At 57.7% G+C, this 13,145-nt stretch carries 12 protein-coding genes; 7 read left to right on the top strand and 5 right to left on the bottom strand.

Going from position 1 to position 13,145, the window contains the following annotated elements; translation table 11 throughout:
- Positions 1-25: 25 nt before the first annotated feature.
- Positions 26-1,234, bottom strand: coding sequence for a flagellar biosynthetic protein FliO (locus ASF29_RS06625; RefSeq protein ID WP_062449765.1), 1,209 nt, complete (start codon positions 1,232-1,234; stop codon positions 26-28).
- Between the two features lie 356 nt (positions 1,235-1,590).
- Between ASF29_RS06625 and ASF29_RS06635 the strand changes: the two genes are divergently transcribed.
- From ASF29_RS06635 to ASF29_RS06665, 7 genes are all read left to right on the top strand, one after another.
- Positions 1,591-4,188 carry a PAS domain-containing sensor histidine kinase gene (locus tag ASF29_RS06635; protein WP_062449770.1) on the top strand — a complete coding sequence of 866 codons (2,598 nt, stop codon included), beginning with the start codon at positions 1,591-1,593 and terminating at the stop codon, positions 4,186-4,188.
- A 110-nt stretch (positions 4,189-4,298) separates the two neighbouring features.
- The gene (locus tag ASF29_RS06640; protein WP_062449772.1) at positions 4,299-5,006 is read left to right on the top strand and encodes a LuxR C-terminal-related transcriptional regulator; all 708 of its coding nucleotides are present in this window, start codon (positions 4,299-4,301) and stop codon (positions 5,004-5,006) included.
- A gap of 187 nt (positions 5,007-5,193) precedes the next feature.
- A complete protein-coding gene (gene clpS, locus ASF29_RS06645) occupies positions 5,194-5,547 on the top strand; it encodes an ATP-dependent Clp protease adapter ClpS (protein ID WP_062449775.1) in 354 nt (117 codons plus the stop codon).
- Positions 5,548-5,557: 10 nt separating this feature from the next.
- Positions 5,558-8,056 carry an ATP-dependent Clp protease ATP-binding subunit ClpA gene (gene clpA / locus ASF29_RS06650; RefSeq protein ID WP_062449778.1) on the top strand — a complete coding sequence of 833 codons (2,499 nt, stop codon included), beginning with the start codon at positions 5,558-5,560 and terminating at the stop codon, positions 8,054-8,056.
- 71 nt (positions 8,057-8,127) lie between these two features.
- Positions 8,128-8,883, top strand: a complete 756-nt coding sequence (locus ASF29_RS06655; protein WP_062449780.1) for an AzlC family ABC transporter permease — start codon at positions 8,128-8,130, stop codon at positions 8,881-8,883.
- Entirely contained in the window at positions 8,880-9,227 is a 348-nt protein-coding gene (locus ASF29_RS06660) for an AzlD domain-containing protein (RefSeq protein WP_062449781.1), read from the top strand. Before ASF29_RS06655 ends, ASF29_RS06660 begins: the two co-directional genes overlap by 4 nt.
- A gap of 66 nt (positions 9,228-9,293) precedes the next feature.
- On the top strand, positions 9,294-10,232 hold the full coding sequence (locus tag ASF29_RS06665; protein ID WP_062449784.1) for a phosphatase PAP2 family protein: 939 nt from the start codon (positions 9,294-9,296) through the stop codon (positions 10,230-10,232).
- 46 nt (positions 10,233-10,278) lie between these two features.
- On the opposite strand, the gene ASF29_RS06670 is transcribed toward ASF29_RS06665, so the two are convergent.
- Genes ASF29_RS06670 through ASF29_RS06685 form a run of 4 tightly spaced genes read right to left on the bottom strand, consistent with a single transcriptional unit; the run spans position 10,279 to position 13,125 of the window.
- Entirely contained in the window at positions 10,279-10,704 is a 426-nt protein-coding gene (locus tag ASF29_RS06670; RefSeq protein ID WP_062449786.1) for an HIT family protein, read from the bottom strand.
- Between the two features lie 26 nt (positions 10,705-10,730).
- The gene (locus ASF29_RS06675; protein ID WP_062449788.1) at positions 10,731-11,921 is read right to left on the bottom strand and encodes a GNAT family N-acetyltransferase; all 1,191 of its coding nucleotides are present in this window, start codon (positions 11,919-11,921) and stop codon (positions 10,731-10,733) included.
- Positions 11,918-12,658, bottom strand: coding sequence for a glycerophosphodiester phosphodiesterase family protein (locus tag ASF29_RS06680; protein ID WP_062449790.1), 741 nt, complete (start codon positions 12,656-12,658; stop codon positions 11,918-11,920). The genes ASF29_RS06675 and ASF29_RS06680 overlap by 4 nt, the downstream gene beginning before the upstream one ends.
- Positions 12,655-13,125 carry a RidA family protein gene (locus ASF29_RS06685; protein ID WP_062449792.1) on the bottom strand — a complete coding sequence of 157 codons (471 nt, stop codon included), beginning with the start codon at positions 13,123-13,125 and terminating at the stop codon, positions 12,655-12,657. The genes ASF29_RS06680 and ASF29_RS06685 overlap by 4 nt, the downstream gene beginning before the upstream one ends.
- Between the last annotated feature and the right edge of the window lie 20 nt (positions 13,126-13,145).

Raw genomic sequence — 13,145 nt, forward strand, 5'->3', positions numbered from 1 at the left:
TGCGTTGGTGCTTGGAAACGGTGAGTTACTTGTCTCGGGTGACGGCCATTTCGCCGAAGATGCGTGCCATTTCCTTTTGGACCTCACTGTCAGCGGTGCCATCGGACACAGGTGGCGAGACGGGCTGGGGAGCGTCCTGATTGCGCTCGGGTTCAATGCTGACGTCGGGAGCCTCAGCGGCATTGTTCTTGGCGATTTCCGCCTCCAGGAAGCTTTCGAAATCGCTGGTGAGTTGGTCTCCAAAGACAGGACCGTTGTCGCTGGGAGCCAGTGGCTCGGGTTTGGCGACGGTGACCGTTGCTTCGATAGGCTCTGCCATGGTGAAGGTGGGCAACACACGTTCACGCGCCGCGTCCAGAAAGTCAGCCGCATTCGTCTGGTCTATAACGGGTGTCGGGACAGGGTCTGCCGGGGCGATGGCGGGAGCGGGGATGAAAGGCTGTGGAGCATCCACCTCGGGTGCGGTTGTCGATTTCGCAATTGGTTCAGCCGTAAGCGTTGCCGCCGTCACAGCGGGCACAACCGCGGGCGCTATACTGGGCGTTATGGGTTCGCGTGCGATGGCGCGGGGGGCGGGCGGAGTGACGGTCGGTGCAGCTGGCGTTACTGCCGGCGCTGGCCGAGGCGGCGGGACGGGCTGCGGTGCGGCCGTTACCGCCGGATGTGGTGGCGCAACAGGCTGGGTGACGGGCGCAGGTGATCTTGGTGTTGGAGCGGGGGGGGGTGCCGGAGCGGGTCTGACCGCTGCGGCAGGTGCCGGGGCAGGCGCAGGACGCTTCTCTGGCTGGGGTGCCGGAGTGGCGGCTGCGGGCGTCGATACCGGACGCAGATCCTCGTCTCTCTCCTGCGGCAGCGCGCGGGTGCGGCTTGGCGCAATCGCCTTTTCCACCGGTGGCGCTGGCAACATTTCGTCTTGCGGTTCGCGAACGTCTTTCATGAAGGGGATGGCACCGATGCCGCTTTCGATGACGATATCGGTCGGGCCGCCGATCATGACGAGATGTTCGACGTTGTCGCGTCGAACCAGCACGAGGCGGCGACGGGCATCGACAGCGGCGGCGTCAAGCACCTGCAGGCGCGGCTGGCGGCTTTTGCCGCCGCGAATGAAGGGAGACGACCCGCCGCGTCTACGAATGAGCCACAGGATGATCGCTAGAAGCAGGAGTGCCACGCCGACACCCACGACAGCAACGATCAGGTTGTTGCCGTATGTGCCGATAAAATCTTCCATCATCGAGCCAGTCCCTTTGGTCTTTTGTCGGGCAAATGATTGCCTTGTCTGAATTTTTCAAGCCGGTTGAAGCGAAAAGACGATTTTTTTCCGACAAGTACAAGTTTTTATGCATGCTGCGCTGCCAAATTGCAGTGCATTTCAATCTGCGACAACGTTCTGACGTGGCAAAGGTGCCACGCAGGATGCGATATCGCATCGAAAACGTTGCATTCGTTGTGTATTGACAAAGGTTTATGGTGGCATGGAGCTTTTTGATATTTCAGCGAATTGCTACAAGGGTAGACAAAAGCGATTCCGTTCGGGGTAATTGGTCCTGAGGATGACGGATCGGCAAAACTGCAAGGGTTAGAGCCTCCATGACCAAGGTCAGCCAAGCCAGCGACAATGACTTTCCGTTGGTGGATAGGCGCGCCAGATCCGGCACCCTGCTGCGCATCCTTCTGCTGGCGCTGGTTCTCGTCGCTGCCGCCGTGGGCTTTGTCTACTTCAAGGACTCGCTGGAAAACGAGATCGTCCTCGGTATTCTCGGCGTTCTCGCCATGCTCGGGATCTTTTTCCTGGTGTCTTCTGCCATCGGCTTCATCGAGGTCATGCCGCAATCGCAGTCGGATGGAATGGCCCGCCGGTTTCTTTCGTCTCATCCAGATGGCACGCTGATCACCGATCCGAAGGGTCGGCTCGTCTATGCCAACGCCACATATTGCCAGATGACGGGCGCGACCAAGGCCACCGAAATTCAAAGCCTTGAAACGCTTCTGTCTCGGGATCGGGAATCGACGGAAGCGCTCTATCGGCTGATCAATGGCCTGCGCGATGGCAATGACGGTTATGAGGAATTCCGTCTGCTGAAGCCGCTCAGCGAAACGACATCTCAGGCCGGGCCGCACTGGTACCGCCTGAAAGCACGGTTGCTGAAAGACCAGAGCGACAATTCGCTCTACGTTTTTCAGATCGCCGACATCACGACGGAGCGTGAGGATCAGGAGCGGTTTTTCCGCGAATTGCAGAACGCCATCGATTATCTCGACCATGCGCCCGCGGGCTTTTTCTCGGCGGGCAAGAAGGGTGAGATCGTCTATCTCAACGCCACGCTATCGCAATGGCTGGGGATCGATCTTGCGCAATTCTCTCCGGGGTCGCTGACGGTTTCCGATATCGTCGCGGGCGAGGGCATGGCGTTGATCGAATCGGTACAGCCGCAGGCGGGTTCCAACAGAACAGAGATGCTGGATCTGGACATGCGCCGTATCAACGGGCAGAGCATGCCCGCGCGTCTCGTTCATCAGGTCATAGCCACCCGGGACGGCGCGCCAGGTGAAAGCCGGACGATCGTCCTGATGCGGGCCAAGGGCAAGGCGAACGCCGAATCCGCCTCGGCCATGCGTTTTACACGCTTTTTCAACAACACGCCGATGGCGATTGCCTCGCTAGACGGCGATGGGCGGATTTTGCGCACCAATGCGCCGTTCCTCAAATTGTTTTCGGGCGTCGTCGGGCGCGACGATATCGACAATGGCGTGGTGCTGGACGCCGTATTGCACGAGAACGACAAGCCGAAACTGTCGCAGGCCATCGATGCCGCCAAGGATCGTCAGGGCGATATTCCGCCGTTCGATTCGCGCCATCCGACAGATGACGCGCGGCACTTCCGTTTCTACGTCCATGCCGTGATCGATCAGGATGACGAAGCACCGGAAGAGGTGGCGATCGTCTATGCTATCGAGGTAACCGAGCAGAAGGCGCTCGAAACACAGATGGCGCAGACGCAGAAGATGAATGCGGTCGGTACGCTTGCGGGCGGTATCGCGCATGACTTCAACAACGTGCTGACGGCCATTCTGTTGTCGTCGGACCATCTGCTGCTTCAGGCCCGACCCGCCGATGCCAGCTTCGCCGACCTGATGGAAATCAAGCGCAACGCCAACCGCGCCGCCGTTCTGGTGCGGCAGTTGCTGGCATTCTCGCGCAAGCAGACGATGCGCCCGGCCGTGCTGAACCTGACGGATGTCATCGGCGATCTGCGCATGCTGGTCGACAGGCTGATTTCCGGCACCAACGTCAAGCTGGAAGTGGATTACGGGCGCGACCTTTGGCCCGTCAAGACCGACCTTTCGCAGTTCGAGCAGGTCCTGATCAACCTCTGCGTCAATGCGCGTGACGCGATGCCCGATGGCGGCAAGATCAAGATCATCACCCGCAACATGTCTGCCCAGGACGTGGTTGCGCTGGGACGCTCCGACATTCCATCCGAAGATCTGGTCATGATCGAGGTTGCCGACACCGGGACCGGCATTCCGCCCGAGATCATGGACAAGATTTTCGAGCCGTTCTTCACCACCAAGGAAGTGGGCAAGGGCACGGGTCTGGGCCTTTCCATGGTCTACGGTATCGTCAAGCAGTCGGGCGGATATATCTACCCCGATTCCGAAGTCGGCAGGGGTACGGCATTTCGCATCTTCCTTCCTCGCCATATCATCGAGGTCGTCCATCAGACCGAAGCGGAAATCGCGGCGCGTACCATTGCCGATGCCGCTGCCGCAAAGGATGCGGCCAAGGAAGAACCGGTGGACCTCACCGGAAAATCCGCAGTGGTTCTTCTGGTCGAGGACGAGGAGGCGGTGCGCCGTGGCGGCAAGCGTATGCTGGAAACTCGTGGCTATACGGTTCACGAGGCAGGCTCCGGCACAGAAGCGCTCGAGGTGATGGAAGAACTCGAAGGCAAGGTCGATATCGTCGTGTCCGACGTCGTCATGCCGGAGATGGACGGACCTTCTCTGCTGAGAGAGCTTCGCAAGAGCTATCCAGATATGAAGTTCATCTTCGTGTCCGGCTATGCCGAAGATGCTTTTGCAAAGAACCTGCCCGCCGATGCCAAATTCGGCTTCCTGCCGAAACCATTCTCGCTGAAGCAGCTGGCGGTCGCCGTGCGGGAAATGCTGGACAGCGAAAATTGACAGGCTGAGCCCGTCCATCTACGCTTTCCCATTGGAGCGTCGAACTGATTTGACGTTCCGTTCGGCCATTCCGGCGCGATCGGCTGGTCGGTCCTTTTCATGCAAAGGCCTTGAAAATCAACCAGAAGCTTCTCATCAAAATGCGCAAAGCCGACACGATGGATGATGTCGCGCTGCTGCTGAGCGAAGTTCAGCAGATGTTCGGCTTCCGCTATTACTACGTGTTCGAGACATCGCGTCTGGAAGAAAAAGAACCGATTGCCCTTCTCTTTCCGTCCAATATTCCGGCGTTCATGTTCTACAAGATCGATGAGCGCATGGCGGCTTATGCTGCCCGGCTATCCACCCATCTGCCCGGCACGTTGGGGCCGATGCGCTGGGATCTGGCCGATATGGAGGCCAGAAGCGCAATCGAGCCGGATGCTGCAGAAATCTATCGCGCCGCCGGCTTTACCATGGCGATCAATTTCCCCGCGCTTGGCGTATCGTCCCTGCCGAGGCTGATCGGCTTTGCTGGAGGTCGACCACATCCCGAGGTCGATGAAGTCGAGCAACTGAGCATGCTGATGTTTCACATGCATATACGCCTCACGATGATCGGGCGTGCGCGCACGGAAAAGCGACAACCGCTTTCCGACCTCGAAAGACAGGTACTGTGCCTTGCCGCAGACGGAGAAAGTTTCGAGACCATCTCCGCAAATGTGGCTCTTTCCAGCATCACGATCGGCTATCTGATGGAATCGATTTGCCGCAAGATGGAGGTTGCGACATTCGATCATGCGGTGGCCGTAACGCTGAGACGAGGGTTGTCGCGATAAGGCGGCTTGCGTAACACCGCAGCTTGGCACCTCTCTTTACACTTTCGTCGCTTGTGAACGGATTATTGATTGCAGTGCAACGCGGGGGGCTTAAAATCATCTCTCGAAGACCTAAATAAAGCATAGCGAAATTCTGGCTCGCACCATTCTACAAGCGGTGCGAGTGCGATCTGGAGAATGACAAAAGATGATCGCGAAGCCGATCTACATGCAGGGCGACAGTGAAGGGGAAGATGGCGGTACCAACCGCGGAACGTCTGTTATTACCCGCACCAAACCGAAGACAAAAAAGCCTAATCTTTACCGTGTTCTTTTGCTGAACGACGATTATACTCCCATGGAATTCGTCATTCACATTCTGGAGCGTTTTTTCCAGAAGGACAGGGAAGGGGCAACGCGCATCATGTTGCACGTACACCAGCATGGTGTCGGAGAATGTGGTGTATTCACCTACGAGGTCGCAGAAACAAAAGTAAGTCAGGTCATGGATTTCGCCCGACAGCACCAGCATCCGCTTCAGTGCGTCATGGAAAAGAAATGAGGATCGCAACGTGCCAACTTTTTCCCCAAGTCTAGAGAAGGCGCTGCATCAGGCACTGACCTTTGCAAATGAGCGTCATCATGAATATGCGACGCTCGAGCATCTGTTGCTGGCGCTAATAGAAGACGCCGATGCGGCCGCCGTGATGGGCGCCTGCAACGTCGATCTGGACGCGCTTCGCAAAACTGTGGTCGATTATGTCGACAACGAACTGTCCAACCTGGTGACGGGTTACGACGAAGATTCCAAGCCTACGTCCGGTTTCCAGCGCGTCATTCAGCGTGCTGTCATTCACGTTCAGTCTTCCGGTCGCGAAGAGGTGACTGGCGCCAACGTGCTTGTCGCCATCTTTGCCGAGCGTGAAAGCCACGCGGCCTATTTCCTGCAGGAGCAGGAGATGACCCGCTACGACGCGGTCAATTACATCTCCCATGGCATCGGCAAGCGTCCGGGTTCCTCCCAGACCCGCACGCCACGCGGTGCAGAGGAAAACGAGAACGAAGCCAAGCCTGTGCGCGGCGGTTCCGAGGAAGACAGCTCCGCGCCTAAAAAGCAGCAGGACGCGCTGAAGGCCTATTGTGTGAACCTCAACGAAAAGGCCAAGGGTGGAAAGATCGATCCGTTGATCGGTCGTCACGCCGAGGTCAATCGAACCATTCAGGTTCTGTGCCGTCGCTCCAAGAACAACCCGCTCTACGTCGGTGATCCCGGCGTCGGTAAAACGGCGATTGCCGAAGGTCTGGCCAAGCGCATCGTTGAAGGCAAGGTGCCCGAAGCGTTGAAGAACGATACGATCTTCTCGCTGGACATGGGTACGCTTTTGGCTGGTACGCGCTATCGCGGTGATTTCGAAGAGCGCTTGAAGCAGGTCGTCAAAGAACTTGAAGAGTTCCCCGGCGCCGTGCTGTTCATCGACGAGATACACACTGTCATCGGCGCCGGTGCGACATCAGGCGGTGCAATGGATGCATCGAACCTTTTGAAGCCCGCCCTGTCTTCCGGCGCAATCCGTTGCATCGGTTCGACCACTTATAAGGAATATCGCCAGTTCTTCGAAAAGGATCGGGCGCTGGTGCGTCGATTCCAGAAGATCGATGTGAACGAACCTTCCATCGAAGATGCCATCGAAATCATGAAGGGTCTGAAGCCCTATTTCGAGGACTATCATCACCTGCGCTATACCAACGAAGCCATCAAGGCTGCGGTGGAGCTTTCGGCCCGTTACATCTCCGACCGCAAGCTGCCGGACAAGGCCATCGACGTGATCGATGAGACCGGTGCGGCACAGATGCTGCTGCCCGCTTCCAAGCGCCGCAAGCTCATCACCGAAAAGGAGATCGAGGTTACGATTGCTACGATGGCGCGTATTCCAGCCAAGACCGTTTCCAAGGATGACGAGATGGTTCTCGCCAATCTGGAAAAGGAACTGCGCTCGGTTGTTTATGGCCAGGATATCGCTATCGAGGCGCTGTCCACCGCCATCAAACTCGCCCGTGCGGGCCTGCGTGAGCCCAACAAGCCGATTGGCTCTTACGTTTTCTCCGGCCCGACGGGCGTGGGCAAGACCGAAGTCGCCAAGCAGCTGGCCGCTTCGCTCGGCGTGGAAATGCTGCGTTTCGACATGTCGGAATATATGGAGCGCCACACCGTATCGCGTCTCTTGGGTGCACCTCCCGGCTATGTCGGTTTCGACCAGGGCGGTCTCCTGACAGATGGCGTCGATCAGCATCCGCATTGCGTGGTGCTGCTGGACGAAATCGAAAAGGCGCATCCGGACATCTACAACATTCTGTTGCAGGTCATGGACCATGGCTCGCTGACGGACCATAACGGCAAGAAGATCGACTTCCGCAACGTCATTCTGATTATGACGACCAATGCGGGCGCATCGGAAATGGCAAAGTCGGCCATCGGCTTTGGCTCATCCAAGCGCAGCGGTGAGGATGAAGAGGCACTCAACCGCCTGTTCACGCCTGAATTCCGTAACCGTCTGGATGCGATCATTCCGTTCTCGCCGCTGCCGACTGCGGTCATCCACAAGGTGGTTCAGAAGTTCGTCATGCAGCTGGAAACGCAGCTTTCCGAACGCAATGTCACCTTCGACCTGCACGAGGACGCCATCGCATGGCTGTCCGAGAAGGGTTACGATGAGAAAATGGGTGCGCGTCCGCTGGGTCGCGTCATTCAGGAACACATCAAGAAGCCGCTCGCCAACGAGATACTCTTCGGAAAACTCAAGAAGGGTGGCGTTGTCAGTGTCAGTATCGGCAAAAAGGAAGACGGCACCCAAAGTCTCAAGCTGGACGTGCTGCCGGAAACGGCTCCCGTGAAGCCAAAGCCCGAGGCTGAGCTGAAGGCGGCGAAGTCTCCCGGCAAGACCAAGGGCAAGGCAAAGTCTGCCAAGGCTGAAGAGTCTGAAGTCGTGGCTGCGGAGACAGGTAAGGCGGAAGACGAGGCCAAGCCCCGTCGCAAGGCCAACACCGTGCCAAAGGTGCCGAAAAAGAAGTAAGTTGATGTTATGATGCAATAAGTGCCGGGCTTTATGCCCGGCACTTTATTTTGTCGATACCGGATTTAAATATGCCTTCAGACAGTGTTGCGGAGCCTCTTTCCCTCTGGTTTTTTCGAGGCATGAAGGGCATTTTTTCGCTTCCAGCCCTCATTCTCATGACATCCTTCGTCGGGTTTAGCGCCTTTGCGCTGGAGTCGGGTGTCAGCCGCGGCGAAGCCGTTTTCATGACGCTGACCATCTGGGCACTACCGGCAAAGATGATCCTGATCGGCGCAATGACGAGCGGCGCGGGACTTGCGACTTGTTTTCTGGTCGTGACGCTGTCCTCCATCCGCATGATGCCCATGGTAGCGTCGATCGTGCCGGAAATGCGCACCGCGAAAACACCCACTTGGGTGCTGCTGTTTCTCTCGCATTTCGTTGCCATAACCGCCTGGGTCTTCGCCACGCAAAATCTGACCAAGGTGCCGCGTGAGGCGCGGGTCGCGTGGTTTGCTGGGTTTGGCATGACGCTGACGCTCATCAATGCCGTCATCGTCGGCATCTGCTACGGCGTAGTCGCGGCATTTCCGCCTGTCGTTGCGGGTGTTCTGTTCTTCCTAACCCCGGTGTATTTCGTTTCGTCCATCTGGGCCTCTGCCCGCCATACGGTGGTGAAAGTGGCTTTCGTCATCGGTGTGATTGCCGGACCGCTGTTTGCAGTCATCGAGCCGGAGTTCGATATTCTCTACGCTGGTATTGGCGGGGGCACGCTGGCCTATCTGATCGACCGTTTCTGGTTCCGCCGCAAGATCGCGCCAGTCATAGAGGAGGGCGAGCCATGATGAGCGACGCGTGGTGGGCACCCTATCTCTTTATCGCCATTGCCGGCTGGCTTGCCACCGATCTCTGGCGCTGGCTCGGCGTCATCGCCGGGAACCGCCTGAAGGAAGGTTCGGAAACGCTGAACTGGGTGAGGGCGGTGGCCACGGCACTCGTCATGGCGGTGACTGCAAAGCTGATCGTGTTCCCGACGGGGACACTGGAGCATTCGCCGATGTGGTTGCGGGTGGGTGCGGCGGCGTTGGGGTTTGCGGTGTTTCTACTTGCCCGGCAACGCGTGCTGGTCGGCGTTGTGGTGCCGATTATCCTCCTGGCGGTTGGCCTGCTGGCACTGGACATAAGGTAAGAATGGCCGTCGCATTTACGTGAATTTCAGGCTTGGCGTTTATGATCAATCGCAATGGAGAGACCAATGCGATTATTGCCAGCCGAACGCTTTTTCGCTTCCATCATTGCGCTGATGGCACTGCTGGATGTTTCGCTCATCCTGATAAAGGGTGTGAGCACGGATTGGCGTGGCTATGCACTACCTGCCTGCGGAGCTCTGGCATTGATTGCCGGTGGTCAATATTATCGCGTTTGTCGTGGTGAGGAGCGCATCGCGCTCGCTCTGATCGCCTCCGGCCTGTTCATCATTTTCACGCTGGTGGCATCGATCTTCAACTACATGCTGCTGCCGATCCGCACCGCGCCTTTCGATCTTATGCTCGTAAGTTTCGATGCTCATTTCGGCTATAGCTGGCCAGACGCGGTCGCGTTGGCAGCGGAATGGCCAACGGTGGCAAGGGCGCTTTTCTTCGTCTATTTCAGCTCTCTGCCTCAGCTCGTTTTCGTCGTCCTGCTGCTGGGCTTTGCGGGCAAGGCAGACGCCTTGTGGCATTTTCTGTTGACCGGCGTCTTGGGCGTGATGGGTTGCATCGCCATTTGGTTCGTCTTTCCAACCTTCGGGCCATCGACGCTCTACACTCTGTCGCCGGAAGTGCTGGCGAAGATAGATCTGGGTGTGACGCCGGAATATGGTGCAGAACTGCTGAGGTTGGGCCGGGATGGGCCGACCTATATCTCACCGGCTAATGTGCTCGGCCTGATCGGCTTTCCGTCTTTCCACACTGTCATGGCGTGCATGTCGGTCGTGTTTCTGGCGCGCTTCAAATGGATCATGCCATTCGCAGTGCTTTTAAACATTGCCATGGTGCCAGCCATTCTGGTCCACGGCGGGCACCATCTCAGCGACGTCTTCGGTGGCATCGTGATGTTCGGTCTTGCCTATCTGTTGGCCGGAAAACTGCTGGTGCGTTTGTCCGCGTCCGGCAGAGGGGAAGCGGACATCAAAGCTTCGCCTGCACGATAGTTCGGTCGTGGTGGCTCCGAACGTCCGCTCGGAGCCTTGCGCACAATCAGGCCAAAGCAGCCTTGATCTTTTCCGCATGCGCCTTCAGCACCTCGCTGTCCGCCATGGCACCGCTATGAGGCTTCAGTGGTTCGCCCTCCTTGCGTGGAACGATGTGAAAATGCAGGTGAAACACCGTCTGGCCTGCTGCAGGTTCGTTGAACTGCGCGATATAGACACCGTCCGCATCAAAAGCTTCCTTTGCAGCGACTGCGAGCTTCTGGACGACGGCGATGGTTTTGGCGAGAACGGTTGGATCTGCATCGAGAATGTTGCGTGACCCGGTCTTCGGAATAACCAGCAGATGGCCGGGGGCCTGTGGCATGACATCCATGAAGGCCAGCGTGTCGTCGTCTTCGTAAACTTTCACCGACGGAATTTCGCCGCGCAGGATTTTGGCGAAGATGTTGTTGGTGTCATAGGCCGATGTCATGAAATGTCTCCTCGTCTAAAATTTTGTCAGTCGTCATCTTCCGGGCGTTCGCCCTTGCGGAACGGGCTGTGCTCATCGAGATAATCGCTGATCTGCTCGACTTCACTGCGCTCTCGTTCCAGATAATCGGCAATCGCCCGCCGCAGGCCCGGATGGGTGATGAAGTGGGCGGAATGGGTGGTGACGGGCGTGTAGCCGCGCGCCAGCTTATGCTCGCCCTGCGCACCAGCTTCGACCCGCTGCAGACCCTTTGCCAGCGCAAAGTCAATGGCTTGATGGTAGCAGACCTCGAAATGCAGAAAGGGGTGGTCTTCGATGCAGCCCCAGTGCCTGCCATACAGCGCGTCACCGCCGATGAAGTTGATGGCACCGGCGATATATTTGCCTTCGCGCTTTGCCATGACGAGCAGAATGTCGTCGGCCATGCGCTCGCCGATCAGCGAATAGAACTGTCGGGTGAGGTAGGGTCGGCCCCATTTGCGGCTGCCGGTGTCCATGTAGAAGCGGAAGAACTGGTCCCAGATGTCTTCGGTCAGATCACTACCTGTCAGCCAGTCGATTTCGATACCGTTTTCGAGTGCCGCGCGGCGTTCCTTTTTCAGGCCCTTGCGCTTGCGCGATGACAGCGCATCGAGAAAATCCGCGTGGTCGCGGTAGCCATTGTTGATGAAATGGAACTGCTGGTCGGTGCGAGGAAGGAAGCCTTCGCTCAGCAAAGCCTCGATGTCGCCATCCGGTGCGAAGGTGACATGGGCCGAGGATACGCCGATTTTCTCGGTAACCTGCCGCAGGCCCGAGGCCAGAACCTGCCGGAAGGCCGCGTCATCGATTCCGTTGGTCAGAAGTCGTGGCCCGGTCGAGGGTGTGAAGGGCACGGAGCATTGCAGCTTGGGATAATAATTGCCGCCAGCCCGCTCCAGCGCATCCGCCCATCCATGGTCGAAGACATATTCACCCTGGCTATGGCTCTTCAGATAAGCCGGGATCGCGCCGGTCAGGTGACCTTCGCCGTTTTCGAACAGCAAGTGGTGGCCGCGCCAGCCAGTCTTGGCGGTGGCCGATCCGGACTCTTCCATGGATGATAGAAAGGCATGGGATATAAATGGGTTATAATTGTTTGTTCGCGTAGATTTAGCGGTTCCGGAAAGCCTGTTCCAGCTTTCCGGATCGATGTCCTTGAAGGACGTCGCTACACGAATGGAATATTCATCGCTCATGCGCTGGCTGTAACGCTTTCCCTTGGGTCGAAACCTTCGAACGTCATCTGGTCAGCATATGTATAGGTGGTCTCACGACCTTTTTCATCCCGCACGGTCCAGGTAATCACCGGAAGCCCGAGTTTTCTTTGCGCTTCGATAAAGCTGTTGGGCAGATGCGCCCAGGCATAGGAGATGAAATCGAGGCCGATCTGCATGGCGTCATCATGCTTGAAGAAGTCTTCCGGCTTCGCGCCTTCCGCCGTCAGGCCAAGCGGCCAAGGCGATCCTGCAGCTTTCAGATCCTTCAAAAGGTGATGGTCGAAGCTCATCAGCGCGACATGACCCTCATAACCCTCCAACACTTCCAGCACGGCCTCGGCAAAGCCGTCATCGACGCCTTCACCTTCGCGGCCCTTGAGTTCCAGCACGAGCGGAACCTTGCCCGCGCAGAGCTTCAAGAGCTGCTTCAGCGTCGGAATTTTGTCCTTGGTCTGGCCAACCGAGAGCATGCCGAGTTCGCCCGAGGTCCGCTCGCGCACATCGCCCTTGATGCCGGTGAGGCGTGTCATTTCGTGGTCGTGGAAGATGACGGGAACGCTGTCTGAGGCAAGTTGCAGATCGCACTCGATGGCAAAACCCGCGTCGATTGCGCGGGAAAAGGCCGTCAGGGTGTTTTCCCAGACGGCTTTGTTCTGGTCATGATAACCGCGATGGGCAATGGGGTTCGCGGTCAGCCAGGAAAGCTTCAGCGTCATAGTTCGATTTCCACGATGGCATCGATCTCGACGGCGGCGTTGAAGGGCAGGGAGGCCATGCCAACGGCGGCACGGGCGTGTTTGCCGGCATCACCCAGCACATTGGCAATGAGGTTGGACGCGCCGTTTATGACCAGATGCTGTTCGGTGAATTCAGGCACGGATGCGACGAAGCCATTTAGCTTCAGCACGCGACGGACTTTCGAGAGATCGCCGTTGAGGGCAGCCTTGACCTGTGCGAGAATGTTGACGGCGCAGAGTTCGGCAGCGCGCTGGGCGGTCGCAACATCGACATCGCGACCAACATGGCCGGTGACCGCAATCTTGCCGGATTCCATGGGCAATTGACCTGAAATATAAAGCAGATTGCCGCTAATGGTGAATGGGACGTAGTTTGCAGCAGGCGCTGCTGCGGCGGGCAGGGTGTAGCCCAGTTCTTTCAGGCGAGCTTCGATGGCATCCGACATTTTCGTCTCCGCTTTTGTTG

Origin of the sequence: Rhizobium sp. Leaf262 (genome assembly GCF_001422245.1) — a bacterium.
Lineage (GTDB): Bacteria > Pseudomonadota > Alphaproteobacteria > Rhizobiales > Rhizobiaceae > Agrobacterium.